Here is a 17,852-nt window from a genome sequence, read left to right as displayed (position 1 = left end):
ACAAGGCGCTATGCGTCTCGTTACTCTCGGGGCAGGCGCCGGTGGCGGCCTGCCCCAATGGAATTGCGGCTGCGTACAGTGTAGCGCGGCGCGCGCGGGGCTGATCGCCCCGATGACGCAGAGTACGCTGGCCGTCAGCGTCGACGGTCGTGATTGGGTGCTGCTCAACGCATCCCCGGATCTGCGACAGCAGCTTGCCGCCTGTCCATCGCTGCACCCGGCCAGCCTTCGCGGCAGTCCCGTCAAGGCGGTGGTGCTGACCAACGGCGATGTCGATCATGTCGCGGGGCTCCTGACGCTGCGCGAGAAGACAGGCTTCACCCTCTACGCGACCGAAGCCACGCATCGGATCCTGTCGGACAATTCCGTTTTCGGCGTTCTCGATCCGGCTCTTGTCGAGCGCCGGACCATCATCCTCGACCAACCCTTCAGCCCGCTTGCCGGCTTGACGATCACGCCCTACGCGGTTCCCGGGAAGATCCCGCTCTATCTCGAAGGCGAGACACCGGAGCTGGACATGATGGGCGAGCAGACCGTCGGACTGCGCCTTGAAGGCGGGGGACGCACGGCGCAATACGTACCCGGCTGCGCGGCCCTCCCGGACTGGCTTGTCGAGCGGCTGACACCGGCCGATGTCGTGCTGTTCGACGGGACGATCTGGAGCGATGACGAAATGCCAAGCTCCGGCACCGGCAACAAGACCGGCGCGCGTATGGGCCATGTGTCAATGAGCGGGGCGAACGGCTCGCTCGCTCGCCTTTCCCGGCTTCAGGGACGGCGCATCTACACGCATGTGAACAACACGAATTCTGCACTGATGCCGGACAGCCCGGCCCGGGCGGCCATCACCGCCGCCGGATGGGAAATCGCGACGGATGGCATGGAGGTTGTCCTGTGAACACCAGCCCGAGGCACGAAGACTGGCCCTTGAGCCGCGCGGAATTCGAGGCGCGCCTGCACCGCATCGGCGAGGAACGCTATCACGACAAGCATCGGTTTCACGATCGGCTGCACCGCGGCAACTGTACGATGGACGAGGTGCAGGCCTGGGTGATCAATCGCTGGCAGTACCAGTCGTCCATCCCCATGAAGGATGCCGCTTTCCTGTCGCGCTGCCGGGATCCGGACCTGCGCCGCATCTGGCGGTCCCGCATCGAGGACCACGACGGGGAGGTCGAGGACGGAGGCGGCATCCGGCGCTGGCTGAAGCTCGCCGAGGGCGTGGGCCTCGATCCCGTCTATGTCGCTTCCGGGCGCGGGGTGATGCCGGCCACGCGCTTCATCGTCGACGCCTATATCCGCTTCGTTCGTGATGAGCCCCTGATCGCCGCCATGGCAAGCTCGCTCACCGAAATGTTCGCACCGGCCATCCACACGCAGCGCATCGCCGGCTTGCTGGAGCACTACGAATTCGCCGATCCTGAAACGATCGGCTATTTTCGCCACCGCCTGACCGAAGCGCCGAAGGATGTCCGCTTCACGCTGGACTGGGTGCTGACCCATGCCGTGACCCGCACCGACCAGGAGGCGGCGATTGCCGCCCTGACCTTCAAGACCGACGTCTTGTGGGCGCAGCTGGACGCGCTGTGGAGCGGCTATGTCGAGGGCTATATCCCGCCGGGCGCCTGGCGACCCGGAGAGGGACAGATGGCGGGCCGGTCATGAACACCGATCCGGTTCCCCTTCTGCCGCGGGGTACGCGCCTGCATCACGACCGGGTGCGCGACACGATGGTTCTCCTCGTCCCGGAACGGGCGCTGCTGCTCGACGAGATCGGCACCGCCATCCTTCAGGAAGTGGACGGACGCTCGACGCTCGCGGCGATATCCGCCCGGCTGGCGGAGCGTTACGGCGCACCGCTGGAGGATGTGGCCAGCGACGTCCGCGGTTTTCTCGACGGGCTCGCGGCCCAGCGGCTGGTGGACTACCAATGACAGAGCGTCCTTCCCCACCGATCGCCATGCTTGCGGAACTGACGCATCGCTGTCCTCTGTCCTGTTCCTATTGCTCCAACCCGCTCGAGCTGACGGCGCGCGACAAGGAGTTGACGACGGAGGCCTGGGCGCAGGTGTTTCGCGAGGCGGCCGATCTCGGAATTCTGCAACTGCACCTTTCCGGCGGTGAACCGGCATCGCGGCGTGATCTGGAAGAGCTGGTCAGGGCCGCGCGGCAATCGGGGCTCTATGTGAACCTCATCACCTCGGGCATCGGGCTGACGCCCGCCCGTCTCGATGCCCTTGAGGAAGCCGGGCTCGATCATGTGCAACTCTCGCTACAGGCAACCACCGCCGAAAAAGCCGACTGGATCGGCGGCTATAGCGGCGGCTTTGCGCGCAAGGTCGCCTTCGCCGCCGAGGTGCACCGGCGCGGCATTCCGCTGACGGTCAATGCCGTGATGCATCGCCACACGATCGACGACCTCGACGCCGCCATTGCCTTCGCCGCCGATCTCGGCGCGCGCCGCATCGAGGTCGCCTGCGTCCAGTTTTACGGCTGGGCACTGGCGAACCGCGCAGCGCTGCTGCCCTCACGAGAACAGGTGGTTCGCGCGAAGGACACCGTCGCCGAGGCAAGGCGAGCCTATGCCGGCCGCATGATGATCGACTTCGTTCCCCCGGATTACTATGCCGATTACCCCAAGGCCTGCATGGGCGGCTGGGGCTCCACCGGCATCAACATCGCACCCGACGGCACCGTCCTGCCATGCCATGCCGCAGCGACGATACCGGGACTTCAGTTCGACCGGGTAACGGACCGCGACCTCGCCGGGATCTGGTATGACGGATCGGCCTTCAACGCGTTTCGCGGCCATGAATGGATGCAGGAGCCCTGCCGTAGCTGCGCGCGCCGTGACCGGGACCATGGCGGCTGCCGCTGCCAGGCGATGGCGATGGCAGCCGATCCGGCCGCAACCGATCCGGTCTGTCGCCATTCTCCGGTCCGCCCGCTGGTCGATCGCATCATATCCGAACAGGCTCAGGACCCGCCGCAGTTCATCTACCGCACCCAGCGGTCTGCGTTTCCGCTCGGCTGAGGCCGCCGGAGCCCCTTACCGGAGGGCTGCGCCGACCTCCCACAGGTCACGCACCATCCGGCGAAGCATAAGCGCCTCGCCCCAGCGGTCCGTCATGTCGTTGCCGTCCCTCCCCGTGATGGCATAGGGTTTTGGCCCCAGTTCGCAGGTGAAGACGAGCGCCGCATCTGCCACGGCGCGGGCCCGCCAGGCCCGAAAGCCGTAGTCCCACCAGTCGAGAAAGAGATCGAGCCAGGGGCGGTGATGCGGAAAGGAGATTTCGATCTGCACCTGTTCGCGCGAAGCGACACGGCCGTGAAAGGCGTGGCTGTTGTCGAGGATGCGCCGGATCAGCGCATGGTTTTCTTCCTCGACCGGAAAGGCGAATTCGCGACCGACGAGAAAATGCGACAGGTCGGCAAGAAGCGGCAGCTCGGGCCGCCGGTCGAGCAGATCGAGCGTGAAGAACAGGTCCGTCGTCATCCGGTCGCGATGCGTCTCGATGAAGACGGGGATTCCGGCATTCTCGGCAAGCCGCATCCAGCCATCGAGCAGCGGCAGGCAATCCTCCACCCGGCGCAGGCGGACATCCGGTTGCAGATTGATGTGCCTGACCGGAAACTCACTCGCCAGCTCGAGCGGCAGGCGCAGGTCTTCGACAGAGCGCGGGAAACACACGCCCTCTATCTCAAGGCCGGAACCCCGGACGATCTCGTTCAGGCGGACGACATCGGCGCGGTTCGTGTAATGCGCGCTGATGCCCTTGAAGCCCGCCTCCGCGATCATCGCGATGTTGTCATGGAGACTGCGCTCGTTGCCGTCCGTATGACGGCGCTCCATGGCCCACAGCGACTGGAAAACGAGCAGTTCCTGCATCAGGCTGCCCTCGCGCTCTTGAGGAGTGCCTTCAGGTTCACTGCCGGGTCGGCAAGGTTGGCAGGATCAGGGCTGATGCCCGCCGCGATCAGCATCTCCGCCAGCTTGATCTCCCTGGCAAGACTGGTGCCGATACCGAGGCCTGCCGCGGCGACGAGACGGCCGCCGTCAAGATAGAATTCCAGTGCGCCCTCCCCGAGACGGCGAAGGACGATCCGATATTCCGGCAGCGGCAGGCCCGCCACCTGCAGGCCGAGATCGTACTGGTCGGACCAGAACCAGGGGATTGCGGCGAAGGTCTCGCTTGCGCCTGTCATGTTCCGCGCTGCCGTTTCGGCCTGGCTGCGGGCATTGCGCCAGCTTTCGAAGCGCATGTGTCCACCATCCGGCTGGGCAATCGCCGCGCAGTCACCGGCCGCCAGGATATGGGGGTCGCTCGTGCGCAGAAAGGCGTCCGTCAGGATGCCGTTGCTGACGGCGAGCCCCGCCGCTCCGGCAAGCGCCGTATCCGGCACGACACCGATGGCGGCGACGACGATATCGGCCGGCACCCGCGTACCATCGGCGAGCACCACCGCATCGGATGCGATTTCCCCAACGCCCGTACCCAGGTGGAACCGCACGCCTTCCTCAAGATGTCGGGCATGCAGGCTGGCGGCAAAACGGGCCGGCACCGCCCGGCCAAGCGGCTTTGCGGCCGCCTCGATGATACTGACGGACATGCCCCTGACGCGCAACACTGCCGCAAGCTCCATGCCGATCAGCCCGCCGCCGATGATCGCAACGCTTCCACCGGCATTCGCGCGGGAAAAGATCGCCGCGGCATCAGCAAAGGTTCGCAAGTCGAGCGCCCGTTCGGCACCGTGACAGGCCAGACGGCGCGGGCGAGCGCCCGTTGCAAGAAGCAGGCTATCATAGAGAATCGTCCGCCCGTCGCCGAGGAGGAGGTGGCGACGGGCGGTATCGATCTGCGTTACCGGCACGCCGGGAAGATAATCGATGCCGGCAGCCTTGAGTGCCGCGGCCGAGCAGATCGTTTTCATCTGGACGGCACCGTCCAGGGGCTTGGAGAGCGGCGGACGCTCGTAGGGCAGATGAGGCTCGGCACCGGTGAGCGTGACTGGCCCGCAGAACCCCGTCTCACGCAGGGCGAAAGCAGCGCGGGTGCCTGCTTCCCCGGCGCCGATGATGACCATCCCGTTCATGCGTTCTCCTTTGAAATTGGCCGGCGCATCCACAGACGCACCGGCCGGGGAGGATCAGTTCTTGCTGGCGTAGTCGGCCATGTTCTTCGGCGTCACCAGTTCGAAGGGCACCCAGACCTGCTTTTGGACGGGTTCGCCGCGCACCAGCGCAACGGCGGCATCGACCGCGCTTGCGGACTGACCCCGGGCATTCTGGAAAACGGTCGCATCGAGATCGCCTGCGGCCATGGCGGCAAGTCCATCCTGGGTGGCATCGATACCGATGACGATCACGTCGTCCATCGACACGCCCGCCGCCTTCAACGCCTGGATGGCACCGATTGCCATCTCGTCATTATTGGCAAAGACGACATCGATCGGCTGGCCGGCGGTGATCCAGTTCGTCGTCGTGTCCATCGCGTTGGTGCGCGCCCAGGCGCCGGACTGTTCGTCCGCGATGGTGGCGCCCTTGCAGTCCCCGGCGGCCAGCATAGCCTTGAAGGAACTGGTGCGATCGCGTGAAGCCTGGTGCGCAAGGTCGCCCATCAGGATATAGACCTGCGCATCGGAAGCCTTGCCCTTTTCGGCCAGGAGCGAACAGGCCGCTTTCGCGCCGAGTTCGCCGGAATCCGTTTCCCTGGAGCCGACATAGGCCTGCTTTTCCGGCAGGTTGCCGAGATTTTCAGGCTCGAGATTGAGGAAGACCACCGGAATGCCGGCCTTCGTAGCAGCATCGCTGATGCCGGGGGCAGCCGACGTATCGGTCAGCGTCATGATGATGGCATCGACACCGGCTGCGATGAAGTTGTTCACCTGGTTGAGCTGCTTGGAAATGTCGGTCTGTGCATCCTCGATCTGCACATTGACGCCGTCCGCCTCCGATGCTCTTGCGCTGATGCCTTCGCGCAGAAGCGTCTGGAAATTGTTGTCGAAACTCTGCATCGAGACGCCGATGGTCTCCGCAAAGGCAGCGCTTCCCATCATGGCGGCCAGAACGGCCGCCAGGTACATGGATTTCATGTCGTCCTCCCAAATGGGTGCCGGCTCACCCGATCGCACGCCGGAGGCCCGAAGGGCCCGGTCCGTCATGCATGGCCTCAGGCGAGGGCCACGCGCACCTCTCCATCGACCACTTCGGCCGGATAGGTCCTCAGGTTCTCGCAGGCGGGAAGCCGGAGGGCCTCGCCGGTGCGGTAATCGAACGCGCCGGAATGCTTGGGACATTCCACCTCAAAATCCATCACGAGCCCATCTGCCAGATGGATTGCCTCATGGGTGCACAGGCCCGCCGTGCAATAGATGCCGTCATCCGGGCCGCGATAGATCGCGTAGGTGCGGCCGCCATGGTCGAAGCGGATGGCGCCTTCCTGCTCGATGTCCTCGAACCTGCAAACGGAAACCCAGTTCATTCCGCAGCTCCCTGCGCCTGGTTGCCGGTTTTGCGGGCGGCAAGCTTTTCCTTGCGCTTGCGATAGCGCTCCTGCATGAGGGCCTCGCCCTCGGGGGAGCCGTCGTGCCAGGTGCCAAACCACTTATCGAGCGGGATCAGGGCGTCTCCGTAGTTCACCTCGAAATACTTGTGGTGCAGGTAGTGCGTATAGGCATGGCTATCGACCAGCTTTTCCTCGCCGACCTCCACCTTGTCGAAGCCGACATGGCCGGGGATTGCCCCAAAGCCTGCATAGTGGAGCTGATAAAGCATGAGGATCGGATTGGACGGCAGGACAAGGTGATAGAAGGCCGTGCCGAGATAGAGGAAGTGTTCCACCGGATGCATCGACAGAGACGACCAGGGTGAAGGATTGACCGAGTTATGGTGAACCGAATGCACCCACTTATAGAGGAATGGAACGTGGATGAGCCGGTGGATGCAGAAGAAGTGGAATTCATGGATGATCGGCACGACAAGCGCTACGAGCGCCAGCGTCCACGGATTTTCGGCAAAGCTCAGCCAGGGCGCATAGCCATTGGCATAGGCCCAGAGCATCACGACCTCAATGCCGGTCCAGATGGTCACGCCCGATAGGAACGTGCGCAGCATGTTGTCGATGTTCTGGCGATCGAACCAGAAGACGCTGTTCTTCTGGTCGGCCGGGAACTTGCCGTTGTACTTGAAGCGGTTTTCCTGCCGCTTCAACACATAGAGGTGAAGCTCGAACGCGCCGTAGAACAGGAATACGCAGACCGCGTTCACCGCATAGAGCCAGAGCGCCCAGCCGATATCGAGCGTCTGCATCGTCTCGACAGAAGGGATAACCCATGCCCAATAGGCCACGGCCGATGCCGCGAAGATGGTATTCCACGGAAAGAAGTAGTGTGGCAGCCACTTTACGACCGCCATCAGCTTCGGCGGGAATACGAAGAGGGGCGCGGTCTCGACCGGCTGGTTCGGCGTCCAGTCGCCGCGCTTGTTCCGCTTGCCATACTGCAGGTCATCCATGACGCTCTCCTTCGGGCGACTCTCGCGCAATTCGATGCAAGGAGAACGCATGACGCGCCTTATCCGTGTCGCTGCTCACGGCACGCCGGCTCTCCTCCTGACTTGAAAATTATCAGGAACCTGCCCCGGTCGCGAAGACTTCATTGATCAAAACAGATCAAAGACTTTCAGCAGTAATGGTGATGAAGCGAATGGGATTGCGGTCCGGCTCCACCGCGGTCAGTCCGACCCGGCGCAGGACAATATCGAGCGCACGCTGGGCCTGTGCCTCCGGCGCCTGATCGAGCACCACATCCATGATGCCCTCGCGCAAGGCCGACCGCGTGTAGTCGGTCAGTTCGTGCCCGATGAACAGGATGTCCTTGCCCCGGCTGTGCCGCCGGAGCACCTCGATCAGCGCCGCGTTGGCGCCGCCCGCATTGTAGAGGCCGACGAGATCCGGATATTTTTCAAGCGCGATCGACAGACTTTCCGCGCCGAAATGCTCTTCGTCGCGGGTGAAGCCAAGCCATTCGAAGCCGATGCTACCGGGACGGTCGCGAAAATATTCGGAGAAGCCGCGAATGCGGTCGCGGTGAACCTGATAGATCGGGTGGCAGAGCGCGACGACCGGGCCTTCTGCCCGAGCCATGCGGGAGATGAAATGTGCCGCCGTGCGTCCTGCGGCGTAATTGTCGATCCCGACGAAGTCGACCCCGTCTTCGGACGCGCGTGTCACAACATGGACGACCGGAACTCCTTGCGCGACCACCTTCTCCACCGCCGACCGGATCAGCGGACTGTTGGGAACGGCAAGGATGAGGCCCGCGCGTGGAACATCCGCGGCTGCTATGTGCCTGGCGATATCCTGCGGGTTCATTTCCTCGGCAAAGCGCCGGTGGACCACCACCAGCGGATCAAGGGTTGCAGCTATCCGCTCGAACGCTTTCGACAGTCGTCGATAAAACGTGGTTTCGGGACGCACCATGAGCACGTCGATACGGAGCAGACCCCGATGGGCATCTGGAAGAACGCGCGGATAATTCAGGCTACGCGCGGCGGCGACGACCTTCTCGACCAGTTCAGGTCGAACGCCCCCGCGCCCGTTCAGAACCCGCTCGACCGTCGCGGTTCCTACCCCTGCCCGGCGAGCGATGTCCTTGTAGTTCGACCTGCCCACCTTGCCCCCGAAGATAGCCTTTGATTGCAGCAACCGGGCTCATGAAACAGCGGAATGCCCAAGCTTTGCAAAACTGTAGCGTTCCGGAAGAGCCAAGCCAATGCCTGCCGGGCGACGACTTACGTCGGCTCGGCAGGCAGGCGTCATCGATCGCGCCTGTCCGAGCCGCGGTCATAGATCCTTTGCAAGGCGCAATGCATCATAGATGGCCGCATGCGTGTTTCGGGCCGCGACCGCATCGCCGATCCGGAACAGCTGGTAGGTGCCGGCCGGATTGCGCTCGACGGTCTGCGGCGCGCCGGACAGCAATTCGTCATAGGAGACTTCGCCGAGATTCTTCGATCCGGGCTTCAGCTCGAAATAGAGATCGTCCAGCGGGATGGTGCCGTGATTGACGACGATCTGGTCGACCGTCCGCTGCCGGGAAACGCCGCCGTAGTCGCTGCCGACATGGGCGACGATCTGGTTGCCGTTCTTCTCCGCCGCTTCCAGCCGGTAAGTCACGGTGAAAGTGGCGTCGAGCTTCTGGAGCGAGCGCATGTAGGGAACGAGGTTCATGGCCATGACTTCCGGCGCGAAGGCGCGGTCCGGTGTCATGATCTCGACCTTGGCGCCGGTCTTGGCGATGAACTCCGCCGCCTGAAGGCCGGCATGGTCGCCCGCATCGTCGAAGATCAGGACATTCGTGCCCGGCTTCACGTCGCCCGAAATGATATCCCAGGAGGAGACGACAAGCTCGTTGCCCTTCGACAGGACTTCGGTATGCGGCAGGCCGCCGGTGGCGATGATGACGACGTCGGGATTTTCCGCCGCGATCGTATCGGCATCCGCCCATGTGTTGAAGTGGAAGGTGACGCCGCGCTTCTCGCACTGGCTCATGCGCCAGTCGACGATGCCGATCATCTCCCGCCGGCGCTCGCTCTGTGCCGTAAGGCGGATCTGGCCGCCGGGATTGTTCGCTGCCTCGAAGACCACGACCTCGTGCCCGCGTTCGGCCGAGACGCGCGCCGCCTCCAGACCCGCCGGCCCGGCCCCGACGATCACCACCTTCCGGCGCACCGCTGCCGGTGGAATTTCATGCGGCATGGTTTCCTCGCGGCCCGTCGCCGCGTTGTGGATGCAGAATGCAAGGCCGCCCTGGTAGATGCGGTCGAGACAGTAGTTCGCGCCGACGCAGGGACGTATATCGTCCTCGCGCTTTTCGATGATCTTGCGCAGGATATGCGGGTCGGTCATGTGGGCGCGGGTCATGCCGATCATGTCCACCTTGCCCGCGGCGATGGCGTGGCGCGCCGTCGCCACGTCCTGGATCTTGGCGGCGTGGAAGGTCGGGAAACTGGTCGCGGCGCGAACATCGCCGGCAAAGTCGAGATGCGGGGCGCTCGCCATGCCCTGGATCGGGATGACGTCGGTGAGACCGGGGTCCGTATCGATATGGCCGCGAATGACGTTCAGATAGTCGATGAGGCCACTTTCCTTCAGGCGGCGGGAGATTTCCAGGCCTTCGGCCTTTCCGGTCCCGCCGGGAAGACACTCGTCCGCTGTGTAGCGCACGCCGAGGATGAAATCGTCGCCGACCCTTTCGCGCATCGCCCTGAAGACGTCGAAACAGAAGCGCAGGCGGTTGTCGAGCGAGCCGCCATAGGGACCGTCCAGCTCATTGGTAAGCGGCGAGGTGAACTGGTCGATGAGGTGGCCATAGGCCTCCAGTTCGACGCCGTCCATGCCGCCCGCCTTCATGCGTTCGGCGGCATCGGCGAAATCCTTGATGATGCGCTCGATGTCCCAGTCTTCCAGCTTCTTGGGAAAGGCGCGATGGGCCGCCTCGCGGTGATGGGACGGGGCGACGACGGGCAGCCAGTCGCCCTTGTCCCAGCGCGTGCGGCGGCCGAGATGGGTGAGCTGGATCATGATTGCCGCGCCCTCTTCGTGCACGGCGTCCGTCATCTCGCGGATCCACGGGACGATCTCGTCCTTGTAGGCGAGCAGGTTGTTGAAGACCGGAGGGCTGTCCTTCGAGACCGCCGCCGAGCCGGCGGTCATCGTCATCGCCACGCCGCCCTTCGCCCGCTCGACGGTATAGGCCCGGTAGCGCTCCTTCGGCATGCCGTCCTCCGGATAGGCCGGCTCGTGCGAGGTGACGATGATGCGGTTGCGCAGGGTCAGGTGCTTCAGCTGGTAGGGCTGCAACAGCGGATCGTTCGACATGCCACGGGCTCCCGTCTAAGGACATTGATCGCAACGCTAAGCGGAAATGTACACATGTGTCAATAATCGCAAACAAGACGGTCCGGAGTATCGACACATATGTACATTTCATTTGTCACGACGGGACGGATTTGTTAGGATTCAATCATGGAACAGGCGATGACTGACAGCGGCTGGCGCGGATCCCACGAGGGATGGCTGGAGGCAGCCTACGAATCCCTACTCGAATCCGGCGTGGACTCGGTGAAGATCCTGCCCCTCGCCAAGCGGCTCAATCTCTCCCGAACCAGCTTCTACTGGTTCTTCAAGGACCGCGAGGAATTGCTCGGCGCGCTCATCTCGCGCTGGCGGGAGAAGAACACCGGCAATCTCATCAGGCAGTCGGAGGCCTATGCGGAATCGCTGGCCGAAGCGATGCTGAATGTCTTCGACTGCTGGCTGAACAAGGAACTGTTCGATTCCCAGTTCGAGTTTTCCGTTCGCAGCTGGGCCCTGCAATCGCCGGAGATCCTGGCCGAGGTTCAAAAAGCCGATCAGGCGAGAGTGGAAGCGCTGGGCCGCATGTTCATGCGCTTCGGCTATGAGGAAGGCCCCGCCGACGTTCGGGCACGCACGACCTATCTGGTCCAGATCGGCTACATCTCGATGCAGTCAACGGAGGATCTGGCCCTCCGCATGAAGCGCATCCCCGACTATATCGCGATCTATACCGGCGAGTTCCCGCAGCAGAGGGAACTCGCCCGCTTCTTCGCGCGGCACGGCTACAAACCGGAGTGAGAACAGGGTGGAAACAGGCAGGGGATTGAGGATTGGCGTGATCGGCGGGGCCGGTTGGCTCGGCAGCGCGATCGCCGGCGCGCTCCTGGATACCGGCGTCGTCGAGCCTCGAAACCTCTCGTTCTCCTACCGCAGCAAGCGCCCTGACCGTTTCCCTGACGCTTTCTGGACCTCAGACAACCAGACCCTTGCCGACCGCTCGGACGTCATCATTCTTTCCGTCCGGCCGGCCGACTGGCCCGACCTGACCGTCGATGCCGGCGGCAAGCTCGTCATCTCCGTCATGGCCGGTATCCGCCTCGCCTCGCTCTGCGAACAGCACAAGACCACGCGTGTCGTCCGCGCCTTGCCCAATGCCGCCGCGGAGGTTTGCAAGTCCTATACGCCGTGGACCGCCTCGGCCGGCGTCAGCGAAGCGGACCGGGCTGTCGTGCAGGCGATCTTCGATGCCTGCGGGGTTCAGGACGAGGTTCGCACCGAACGGGAAATCGACTATCTCACCGGCCTTTCCGGCTCCGGCCCGGCTTTTCCGGCGCTGCTTGCCCAGGCGATGATGGCGGACGCCATCGCCCATGGCCTTGATCGCCCGGTCGCGCAGCGTGCGGTCAACACGCTGATCGTCGGCGCCGGCCGGCTGCTGGAACAACGGGACGACTGTCCCGCCGAAACGGTCCAGACCTTCCTCGACTATCGCGGCACCACGGCCGCCGCGATCCAGGAAATGGCGACGGCCGGGTTCGGCACGGCCGTTGTGCGCGGTCTGGCGGCAGCCTTCCAGAAATCGGTGCGCATGGGGGACACCTCCTAGCGCCCGCAAGGGCGGGTTCATGCGGCACCCCGCTCCGTACAAGACGCCGCAACAGAGGGAACGATAATGAAGAAACTACTTGCATCGACATGTCTGACTTTCGGTCTTCTTTCCGGCGCCTCGATCGCCAGCGCCGCGGAATGCGGCGACGTCACCATCGCCAGCATGAACTGGCAGAGCGCCGAAGTCATTTCCAACCTGGACAAGCTCATCCTCAATGAGGGCTTCGGCTGCAACGCCGAGATCACGATCGGCGACACGGTTCCGACGATCACCTCCATGGCCGAGAAGGGTCAGCCCGACATTGCTCCGGAGGCCTGGATCGACCTGCTTCCCGACGTCGTGAAGAAGGGAACGGAAGAAGGCCGCATCGTGCAGGTCGGCTCTCCGCTGCCCGATGGCGGCGTTCAGGGCTGGTGGATCCCGCAATATGTCGCCGAGGCCCATCCGGACATCAAGACGATACCGGACGTCCTGAAACACCCCGAGCTGTTTCCCGACGCTGAGGATGCCAGCAAGGGCGCGATCCTGAACGGGCCGCAGGGATGGGGCGGCACGGTCGTCACCTCGCAGCTCTTCAAGGCGCTCGAAGGCGAAAAGGCAGGGTGGAAGCTCGTCGACACCGGTTCGGCCGCGGGCCTCGACGGTTCGATCGCCAAATCCTACGAGCGCAAGGAGAAATTCGTCACCTATTACTGGGCACCCACCGCGCTTCTCGGCAAATATCAGATGGTCCGCCTCGAGGAGGGCGTGCCGAACGATGCGGCCGAATGGAAACGCTGCAACACGGTCGAGGCCTGCACCGACCCCAAGCCGAACGGCTGGCCGGTCGATACCATCGTCACGCTGGTTGCCAAGCCGTTTTCCGAGCGGGTTGGCCCCGAGGTCATGGACTATCTGAACAAGCGCTCCTGGAGCAACGAGACCATCAACAAGCTGATGGCCTGGATGACCGACAACCAGGCAAGCGGCGAGGACGGCGCCAAGCAGTTCCTCAAGGAAAATCCCGACATCTGGAAGAGCTGGGTGTCGCCGGAAACTGCGGCCAAGGTAGAAGCCGCGCTCTGAGCCAAAGAACCAACGCGAAGTGCGATGTGCCAGCCGGCACATCGCATTTTCCATGCGGAGCACAGGACAGCGAAACTCAGGCGGGACGCCGGCCTGTCGCCGCGCTCAACACGGGCCGCGGGACCGGGCCGCGAAGGGCGCGGCGAAAATCCCAGAGGAACAGCGCCCATCCGGCCATCCATGACGTCGCCGCGATCTGCAGCATCGGCGCGTGCTCGACAAAGGGCGCGCAGAGCCGGATCGGCACAGACAGACAGACGAGGCCGAAACCGGCCGCAAGCTCGAAAGAAACCAGAAGCCGCGTGCCGCGCCGGACCATCGCGGCCCGCCCCATGATCGCCAGCATCATGGTGCCCATCGCCCCCATGGTCAGCGCATGCAGCGCCGCCGCCGTGTCCTGTTCCGGCAGGGAATAGCCCATCAGGACAAGGCCGATGCCCAGCCAGAGCCACGCCAGATGAAGAAGCAGAAGGGCGGGATATGCAAGCGCCCGCCAGCTGCGCCAGAGGAAAATGCAGGCAAGATGCAGAATGCCTGACGCCATGGCCAGCAACCCGGCCATGCCCGGCGCATTGAGGAGGACACCGCCGATCGCCGCGACGAGCGTGAGGCGAGCCCCCAGCCCCGTCCAGCACGGATTGCAAATCCCGTGGCCAGCCCCCTCGCGCCCGGCCCAGTGAATCGTGAAAGCCGTCAGTGCAGGGCCGCCGACAAGGCTGATCAGCAGCGCATGAAGGAGCGGCAGGAGGCGCGTCACCGCCGCCTCGTCGATAAAGCCCGCCGCCTGCTGCCCGGCCAATGCGGCAGTGCCAAATCCAAGGGGCGCGGCCGCAAGCAGGAGACGCCGCCACGCCTTCGCACGGACAATTCGCTGCAAGAGAAAGACGCCCAGCGCCCCGAAATATCCGGCCGTTGCCGCCGAAGCGACGGCGGCGTGCAGGCCCGTTGCAAAGGTGAGCCGGGCCACAAGCCACAGCGCGACGATCAGGCGGGTTGCCTGCGGCGAAACCGGTCCGTCACCTGTCCATGCCGCAAGCGCCGTCAGGAGATAGCCTCCGACCGCTGCCCCACCCATGCCATACAGCATTTCGTGGCGGTGCCAGGCCACCGGCTCCGGCCCGAGCCCCTGCGGAAGCAACCAGACAAGCGGCACCAGGAAGGCCCAGAGGCCGGCCAGCAGGAAGAAGGGCCGGTGCGGCGCCAGCCACAGGGGATGGTGGCTGCGCCAGACCTGTAGTGTCACGCGCCGGCGGTCGTGCCGGATGCCTCGAAACGCGGGAAGAGGATCGTGTTCTCGATATGCATGTGCGCCACGAGATCGTCGACTAACTTCCGCAGCCCCGTATAGAGCGCGGTCCATGAACCGCAGGCGCCGGCAGGCGGCGCCATGCCGTGCGCAGCGTGCTCGATATCGCGCAGGAGCCGGGCGGCATCGTCGTGCTCCCGGCGCATCTGCGCGATCGGCTGGGAAATCCGCCCGCCCTGCCCTTGGCGCATCATGGGAAACAGGATCTGCTCCTCGTTCATCATGTGCCCTTCGAGCTCGTCGCCGAGGGCGATCAGCGCCGCGGCAAGCCCCGACGGTGCGACCGGATGATCGCCATGCACCCGCTCGACCTTCTGGGCCAGCGGGATCAGGAAGGCGAGCTCCCGGCGATGGGTTTCGTGATAGCGCGAGACGAGATGATCGAGCAGGGGCTCGGTCTCCTCGGGCGCATCGCGCCCCGCGGCCCGCTCGAGCGCTTCCAGTTCGCCAAGCAGGTCCGCCGGCGACAGGCCGGCCCGTTCGGCCGCCGCGCGAAGCGGGACATTCCCGCCGCAGCAGAAATTGATGGCCGAGCGGCGAAACAGGTCGGCAGCGCCGGGCAGTTCCGCTGCAATCGTCGCTACGGTCATGTCGAGGGAAAGCGTCTGCATGCTGGCTCCTTTTGCTGGAAACGGCTCTTCCGGTTCATGGGTGCCATCTGTGGGGACGGGGAAGCCTCATGTCTTTGCGCCGGCGCAAAGAGAAGCAGTGCACGCGCGTGCCCGGGACGCACGATTGCGATTGAAATTGTCATGCATTTCGACCAAATGAATACATGGCAAAATGGCAACCCGATGCGGGCCTGCTACGGCGACCCGTCTACATTTCGCTCGCAGACCAGTTTTCGGCCGCGATCAAGAGCGGCCGCCTTGCAGCGGACGAGAAGCTGCCGCCGCACCGGGAACTGGCCTATGACCTGAAGGTCTCGATCCAGACCGTCAGCAAGGCCTATGACATTCTGGCGCGGCGCGGCCTGGTGTCCGGCGAGGTTGGACGCGGCACATATGTCAAGCCGAGCGGCCCGTCCCTCCAGCCGCCCTATCTGGCCGAGCGGCTGGCGAACATGATCGACCTCTCCATCGTCATGCCCGTCTGCTCCGCCATGCAGCTCGACCGCACCAAGGCCGCCCTGCATCGGCTCGCGGACACCCTGCCTGCCGCCGCCGTGCTGTCGTTTCGCGCCAATACCATCTTTCCGCGCCACACCGAGGCGGCCGCCTCCTGGCTTGCGGCCCTCGGAGTGCAGGTCCCGACGCAGAATGTGCTGCTGACAAACGGCTCGTCCTCCGCCTTTACGGTCGCGCTCATGTCCGCGGCCGGGCCGGGTGCGATCCTTGCCGCCGAGGAAGTCTGCTACCACGTGATACGCCCGCTTGCGGACTATCTCGGCACAAGGGTCCGCGCGATACCGGCCGACGCTGACGGCATGCTGCCCCAAGCCCTTGAAGAAGCGTGCATCCGGGAACAGATACGGGCCGTCACGCTCCAGCCCAACCTCGCCAACCCGACGGCAGTGTTGATGCCGGGGAGCCGCCGGCGCGCCATCGTCGACGTCGCCCGCAAGCATGATCTGGCGATCGTCGAGGTCGATGTCTTCGGCCCCCTGCTCTCCAACCGCCTGTCACCTATCGCGGCCCTTGCCCCGGAGCGGACCATCTACGTGACGGGCTTCAGCAAAGTCGCAATGCCCGGATTGCGGATAGGCTATGTGGCCGCGCCGGACCAGCTTGCCGCCACTATCGCCAATCGCCAGTTGATGACCAACTGGATGGCGACGCCGATCATGGCTGAGCTGGCGACGCTCTGGCTCGGCGACGGTACCATGGACATGCTGGTCAACTGGCAACGCGACAGGCTGCGCGCGCGAAACCGGATCGTCACGGCATCCCTCGACGGCCTGTCCTTTCGCACCCACCTCGAGGGACTTCACGTCTGGCTGCCTTTATCGCCCGATCATGACGAGGTGGCCTTCGTCTCGCAGGCACGGGCGCACGGGGTTGCGGTCGCTCCCAGCACGCCGTTCTGCCTTTCCGGCGCGCCGGTCGGCGCCGTCCGGGTATCTGTCGGGGCGACCGAGGAAGACGAGCTGCGCGCGGGCCTCGATATTCTCGCGTCGCTTCTGCGCGCCGCCCCGGACCGCAACGTGCTTTCGCTCTAGCAAATTGACACGTATCTTTTTACCAGATTGACATGCTTTCAACGGCGCGGCTCAATACGGCAGAAGCCTTCGGAGCGCGCATGATCGACGAATTTCAGCCACGGTGGACACTGGATGATCGCCCCGCTTCACGGCGCATCGGACTGATTGCGCTTGCCACCGACCACACGGTGGAGGCCGATTTCCGCCGGCTGGTGGCAAGCGACGACATCGCCGTCCATGTTGCGCGCGTTCACTACGCCAATCCGACCACGCCGGAAAACCTGCGGGCCATGCATCCGCTCCTGACAGAGGCGGCAGCACTCATCCTGCCGGGCGAAGACCTCGACGCCATCGTCTATGGCTGCACTTCGGCGTCGGTGGTCATCGGCGAAGAGGCGGTTGCCGCAGCCGTGCGGGCCGGCAAGCCGGGAACGCCGGTGATTACGCCTGCCGGTGCGACGGTCCGGGCCCTGCGCGCCCTTCGAGCCGGACGCATCAACATCCTGACGCCCTATGTCAGGCAGACGGCGGAGCCGATGCACGCCTTTTTCTCCGAGCGGGGCTTCCAGATCGATCGCCTCGCCTGTCTTGGCATGGAGGACGACCGCGAGATGGCGCGCCTGCCGCATGAGGAGATCGTCCGACTGGCGGTCGCAACGATCACGCCGGGCGCGGAAGCGCTTTTCATCGCCTGCACCGCGCTGCGGGCGGCGCAATGTGCGCCCGAAATCGAACGGCGCACCGGCCTGCCGGTCGTCACCAGCAATCTTGCGGCCGCCTGGGCAAGCCTCCGGCAATGCGCCGTCGCCCCGGATCCGGCCGCCGCCTGCCGCCTGCTCACCCTAGCCGACACCCCATAAACCAGCCCATCGA

18 protein-coding genes are annotated in these 17,852 nt (G+C 64.5%); 9 read left to right on the top strand and 9 right to left on the bottom strand.

The genetic code is table 11. The features are described 5' to 3' along the window. Positions 1–10 precede the first annotated feature (10 nt). The 4 genes from pqqB to pqqE are packed head-to-tail and all read left to right on the top strand — an operon-like array spanning position 11 to position 3,034. The gene (pqqB, locus tag WA950_RS19930; protein ID WP_424553461.1) at positions 11–898 is read left to right on the top strand and encodes a pyrroloquinoline quinone biosynthesis protein PqqB; all 888 of its coding nucleotides are present in this window, start codon (positions 11–13) and stop codon (positions 896–898) included. Continuing rightward, positions 895–1,665: a pyrroloquinoline-quinone synthase PqqC gene (gene pqqC, locus WA950_RS19925; RefSeq protein ID WP_424553460.1), complete on the top strand. Its 771-nt coding sequence runs from the start codon at positions 895–897 to the stop codon at positions 1,663–1,665. The genes pqqB and pqqC overlap by 4 nt, the downstream gene beginning before the upstream one ends. After that, the gene (gene pqqD, locus WA950_RS19920) at positions 1,662–1,934 is read left to right on the top strand and encodes a pyrroloquinoline quinone biosynthesis peptide chaperone PqqD (RefSeq protein WP_424553459.1); all 273 of its coding nucleotides are present in this window, start codon (positions 1,662–1,664) and stop codon (positions 1,932–1,934) included. The genes pqqC and pqqD overlap by 4 nt, the downstream gene beginning before the upstream one ends. Continuing rightward, positions 1,931–3,034: a pyrroloquinoline quinone biosynthesis protein PqqE gene (pqqE, locus tag WA950_RS19915; RefSeq protein WP_424553458.1), complete on the top strand. Its 1,104-nt coding sequence runs from the start codon at positions 1,931–1,933 to the stop codon at positions 3,032–3,034. Before pqqD ends, pqqE begins: the two co-directional genes overlap by 4 nt. Before the next feature lie 15 nt (positions 3,035–3,049). Here pqqE and WA950_RS19910 read toward each other — a convergent pair whose 3' ends face one another. From WA950_RS19910 to WA950_RS19880, 7 genes are all read right to left on the bottom strand, one after another. Beyond that, positions 3,050–3,889 (bottom strand): sugar phosphate isomerase/epimerase family protein, encoded by an 840-nt coding sequence (locus tag WA950_RS19910; protein WP_424553457.1) that lies wholly within the window; start codon positions 3,887–3,889, stop codon positions 3,050–3,052. Then, positions 3,889–5,094 (bottom strand): NAD(P)/FAD-dependent oxidoreductase, encoded by a 1,206-nt coding sequence (locus WA950_RS19905; protein WP_424553456.1) that lies wholly within the window; start codon positions 5,092–5,094, stop codon positions 3,889–3,891. Before WA950_RS19905 ends, WA950_RS19910 begins: the two co-directional genes overlap by 1 nt. Before the next feature lie 54 nt (positions 5,095–5,148). Continuing rightward, complete coding sequence (locus tag WA950_RS19900) at positions 5,149–6,093, bottom strand: substrate-binding domain-containing protein (protein WP_424553455.1); 945 nt, start codon at positions 6,091–6,093, stop codon at positions 5,149–5,151. A 77-nt stretch (positions 6,094–6,170) separates the two neighbouring features. Beyond that, positions 6,171–6,482 carry a MocE family 2Fe-2S type ferredoxin gene (locus WA950_RS19895; RefSeq protein ID WP_424553454.1) on the bottom strand — a complete coding sequence of 104 codons (312 nt, stop codon included), beginning with the start codon at positions 6,480–6,482 and terminating at the stop codon, positions 6,171–6,173. Further along, the gene (locus tag WA950_RS19890) at positions 6,479–7,513 is read right to left on the bottom strand and encodes a sterol desaturase family protein (RefSeq protein WP_424553453.1); all 1,035 of its coding nucleotides are present in this window, start codon (positions 7,511–7,513) and stop codon (positions 6,479–6,481) included. Before WA950_RS19890 ends, WA950_RS19895 begins: the two co-directional genes overlap by 4 nt. A 157-nt stretch (positions 7,514–7,670) precedes the next feature. Beyond that, positions 7,671–8,702 (bottom strand): LacI family DNA-binding transcriptional regulator, encoded by a 1,032-nt coding sequence (locus WA950_RS19885; protein ID WP_424553607.1) that lies wholly within the window; start codon positions 8,700–8,702, stop codon positions 7,671–7,673. Positions 8,703–8,843: 141 nt separating this feature from the next. Next, positions 8,844–10,880 carry an NAD(P)-binding protein gene (locus tag WA950_RS19880; protein ID WP_424553452.1) on the bottom strand — a complete coding sequence of 679 codons (2,037 nt, stop codon included), beginning with the start codon at positions 10,878–10,880 and terminating at the stop codon, positions 8,844–8,846. 147 nt (positions 10,881–11,027) lie between these two features. On the opposite strand from WA950_RS19880, the gene WA950_RS19875 reads away from it, so the two are divergent. From WA950_RS19875 to WA950_RS19865, 3 genes are all read left to right on the top strand, one after another. Then, positions 11,028–11,657, top strand: coding sequence for a TetR/AcrR family transcriptional regulator (locus WA950_RS19875; RefSeq protein WP_424553451.1), 630 nt, complete (start codon positions 11,028–11,030; stop codon positions 11,655–11,657). Positions 11,658–11,682: 25 nt separating this feature from the next. Continuing rightward, positions 11,683–12,465 (top strand): pyrroline-5-carboxylate reductase family protein, encoded by a 783-nt coding sequence (locus tag WA950_RS19870; RefSeq protein ID WP_424553450.1) that lies wholly within the window; start codon positions 11,683–11,685, stop codon positions 12,463–12,465. 66 nt (positions 12,466–12,531) lie between these two features. Next, complete coding sequence (locus WA950_RS19865) at positions 12,532–13,533, top strand: ABC transporter substrate-binding protein (protein ID WP_424553449.1); 1,002 nt, start codon at positions 12,532–12,534, stop codon at positions 13,531–13,533. Positions 13,534–13,609: 76 nt separating this feature from the next. Here the strand turns inward: WA950_RS19865 and WA950_RS19860 are convergent, their stop codons facing one another. Together WA950_RS19860 and ric are read right to left on the bottom strand one after the other, a co-directional pair. Beyond that, positions 13,610–14,776 carry an NnrS family protein gene (locus tag WA950_RS19860; RefSeq protein WP_424553448.1) on the bottom strand — a complete coding sequence of 389 codons (1,167 nt, stop codon included), beginning with the start codon at positions 14,774–14,776 and terminating at the stop codon, positions 13,610–13,612. Beyond that, a complete protein-coding gene (gene ric, locus WA950_RS19855) occupies positions 14,773–15,450 on the bottom strand; it encodes an iron-sulfur cluster repair di-iron protein (protein WP_424553447.1) in 678 nt (225 codons plus the stop codon). Before ric ends, WA950_RS19860 begins: the two co-directional genes overlap by 4 nt. Positions 15,451–15,614: 164 nt before the next feature. Here ric and WA950_RS19850 point away from each other — a divergent pair, with 164 nt between their 5' ends. After that, positions 15,615–16,997, top strand: a complete 1,383-nt coding sequence (locus tag WA950_RS19850) for a PLP-dependent aminotransferase family protein (RefSeq protein WP_424553446.1) — start codon at positions 15,615–15,617, stop codon at positions 16,995–16,997. An 80-nt stretch (positions 16,998–17,077) separates the two neighbouring features. Beyond that, a complete protein-coding gene (eutA, locus tag WA950_RS19845) occupies positions 17,078–17,839 on the top strand; it encodes an ectoine utilization protein EutA (RefSeq protein WP_424553445.1) in 762 nt (253 codons plus the stop codon). The last annotated feature ends 13 nt before the right edge of the window (positions 17,840–17,852 follow it).

Origin of the sequence: Shinella sp. (assembly GCF_049651085.1) — a bacterium.
Classification (GTDB): domain Bacteria; phylum Pseudomonadota; class Alphaproteobacteria; order Rhizobiales; family Rhizobiaceae; genus Shinella.
Note: the sequence above shows the minus strand (reverse complement) of the source record. Positions and strands in the feature narration are given on the sequence as shown.

Excerpts from the sequence above, each read along its gene's own strand:
- pqqB (WP_424553461.1), top strand. The coding sequence starts at position 11 with ATGCGTCTCGTTACTCTCGGGGCAGGCGCCGGTGGCGGCCTGCCCCAA.
- pqqD (WP_424553459.1), top strand. The coding sequence starts at position 1,662 with ATGAACACCGATCCGGTTCCCCTTCTGCCGCGGGGTACGCGCCTGCAT.
- pqqE (WP_424553458.1), top strand. The coding sequence starts at position 1,931 with ATGACAGAGCGTCCTTCCCCACCGATCGCCATGCTTGCGGAACTGACG.
- WA950_RS19910 (WP_424553457.1), bottom strand. The coding sequence starts at position 3,889 with ATGCAGGAACTGCTCGTTTTCCAGTCGCTGTGGGCCATGGAGCGCCGT.
- WA950_RS19905 (WP_424553456.1), bottom strand. The coding sequence starts at position 5,094 with ATGAACGGGATGGTCATCATCGGCGCCGGGGAAGCAGGCACCCGCGCT.
- WA950_RS19900 (WP_424553455.1), bottom strand. The coding sequence starts at position 6,093 with ATGAAATCCATGTACCTGGCGGCCGTTCTGGCCGCCATGATGGGAAGC.
- WA950_RS19895 (WP_424553454.1), bottom strand. The coding sequence starts at position 6,482 with ATGAACTGGGTTTCCGTTTGCAGGTTCGAGGACATCGAGCAGGAAGGC.
- WA950_RS19890 (WP_424553453.1), bottom strand. The coding sequence starts at position 7,513 with ATGGATGACCTGCAGTATGGCAAGCGGAACAAGCGCGGCGACTGGACG.
- WA950_RS19880 (WP_424553452.1), bottom strand. The coding sequence starts at position 10,880 with ATGTCGAACGATCCGCTGTTGCAGCCCTACCAGCTGAAGCACCTGACC.
- WA950_RS19875 (WP_424553451.1), top strand. The coding sequence starts at position 11,028 with ATGGAACAGGCGATGACTGACAGCGGCTGGCGCGGATCCCACGAGGGA.
- WA950_RS19865 (WP_424553449.1), top strand. The coding sequence starts at position 12,532 with ATGAAGAAACTACTTGCATCGACATGTCTGACTTTCGGTCTTCTTTCC.
- ric (WP_424553447.1), bottom strand. The coding sequence starts at position 15,450 with ATGCAGACGCTTTCCCTCGACATGACCGTAGCGACGATTGCAGCGGAA.
- WA950_RS19850 (WP_424553446.1), top strand. The coding sequence starts at position 15,615 with ATGGCAAAATGGCAACCCGATGCGGGCCTGCTACGGCGACCCGTCTAC.
- eutA (WP_424553445.1), top strand. The coding sequence starts at position 17,078 with ATGATCGACGAATTTCAGCCACGGTGGACACTGGATGATCGCCCCGCT.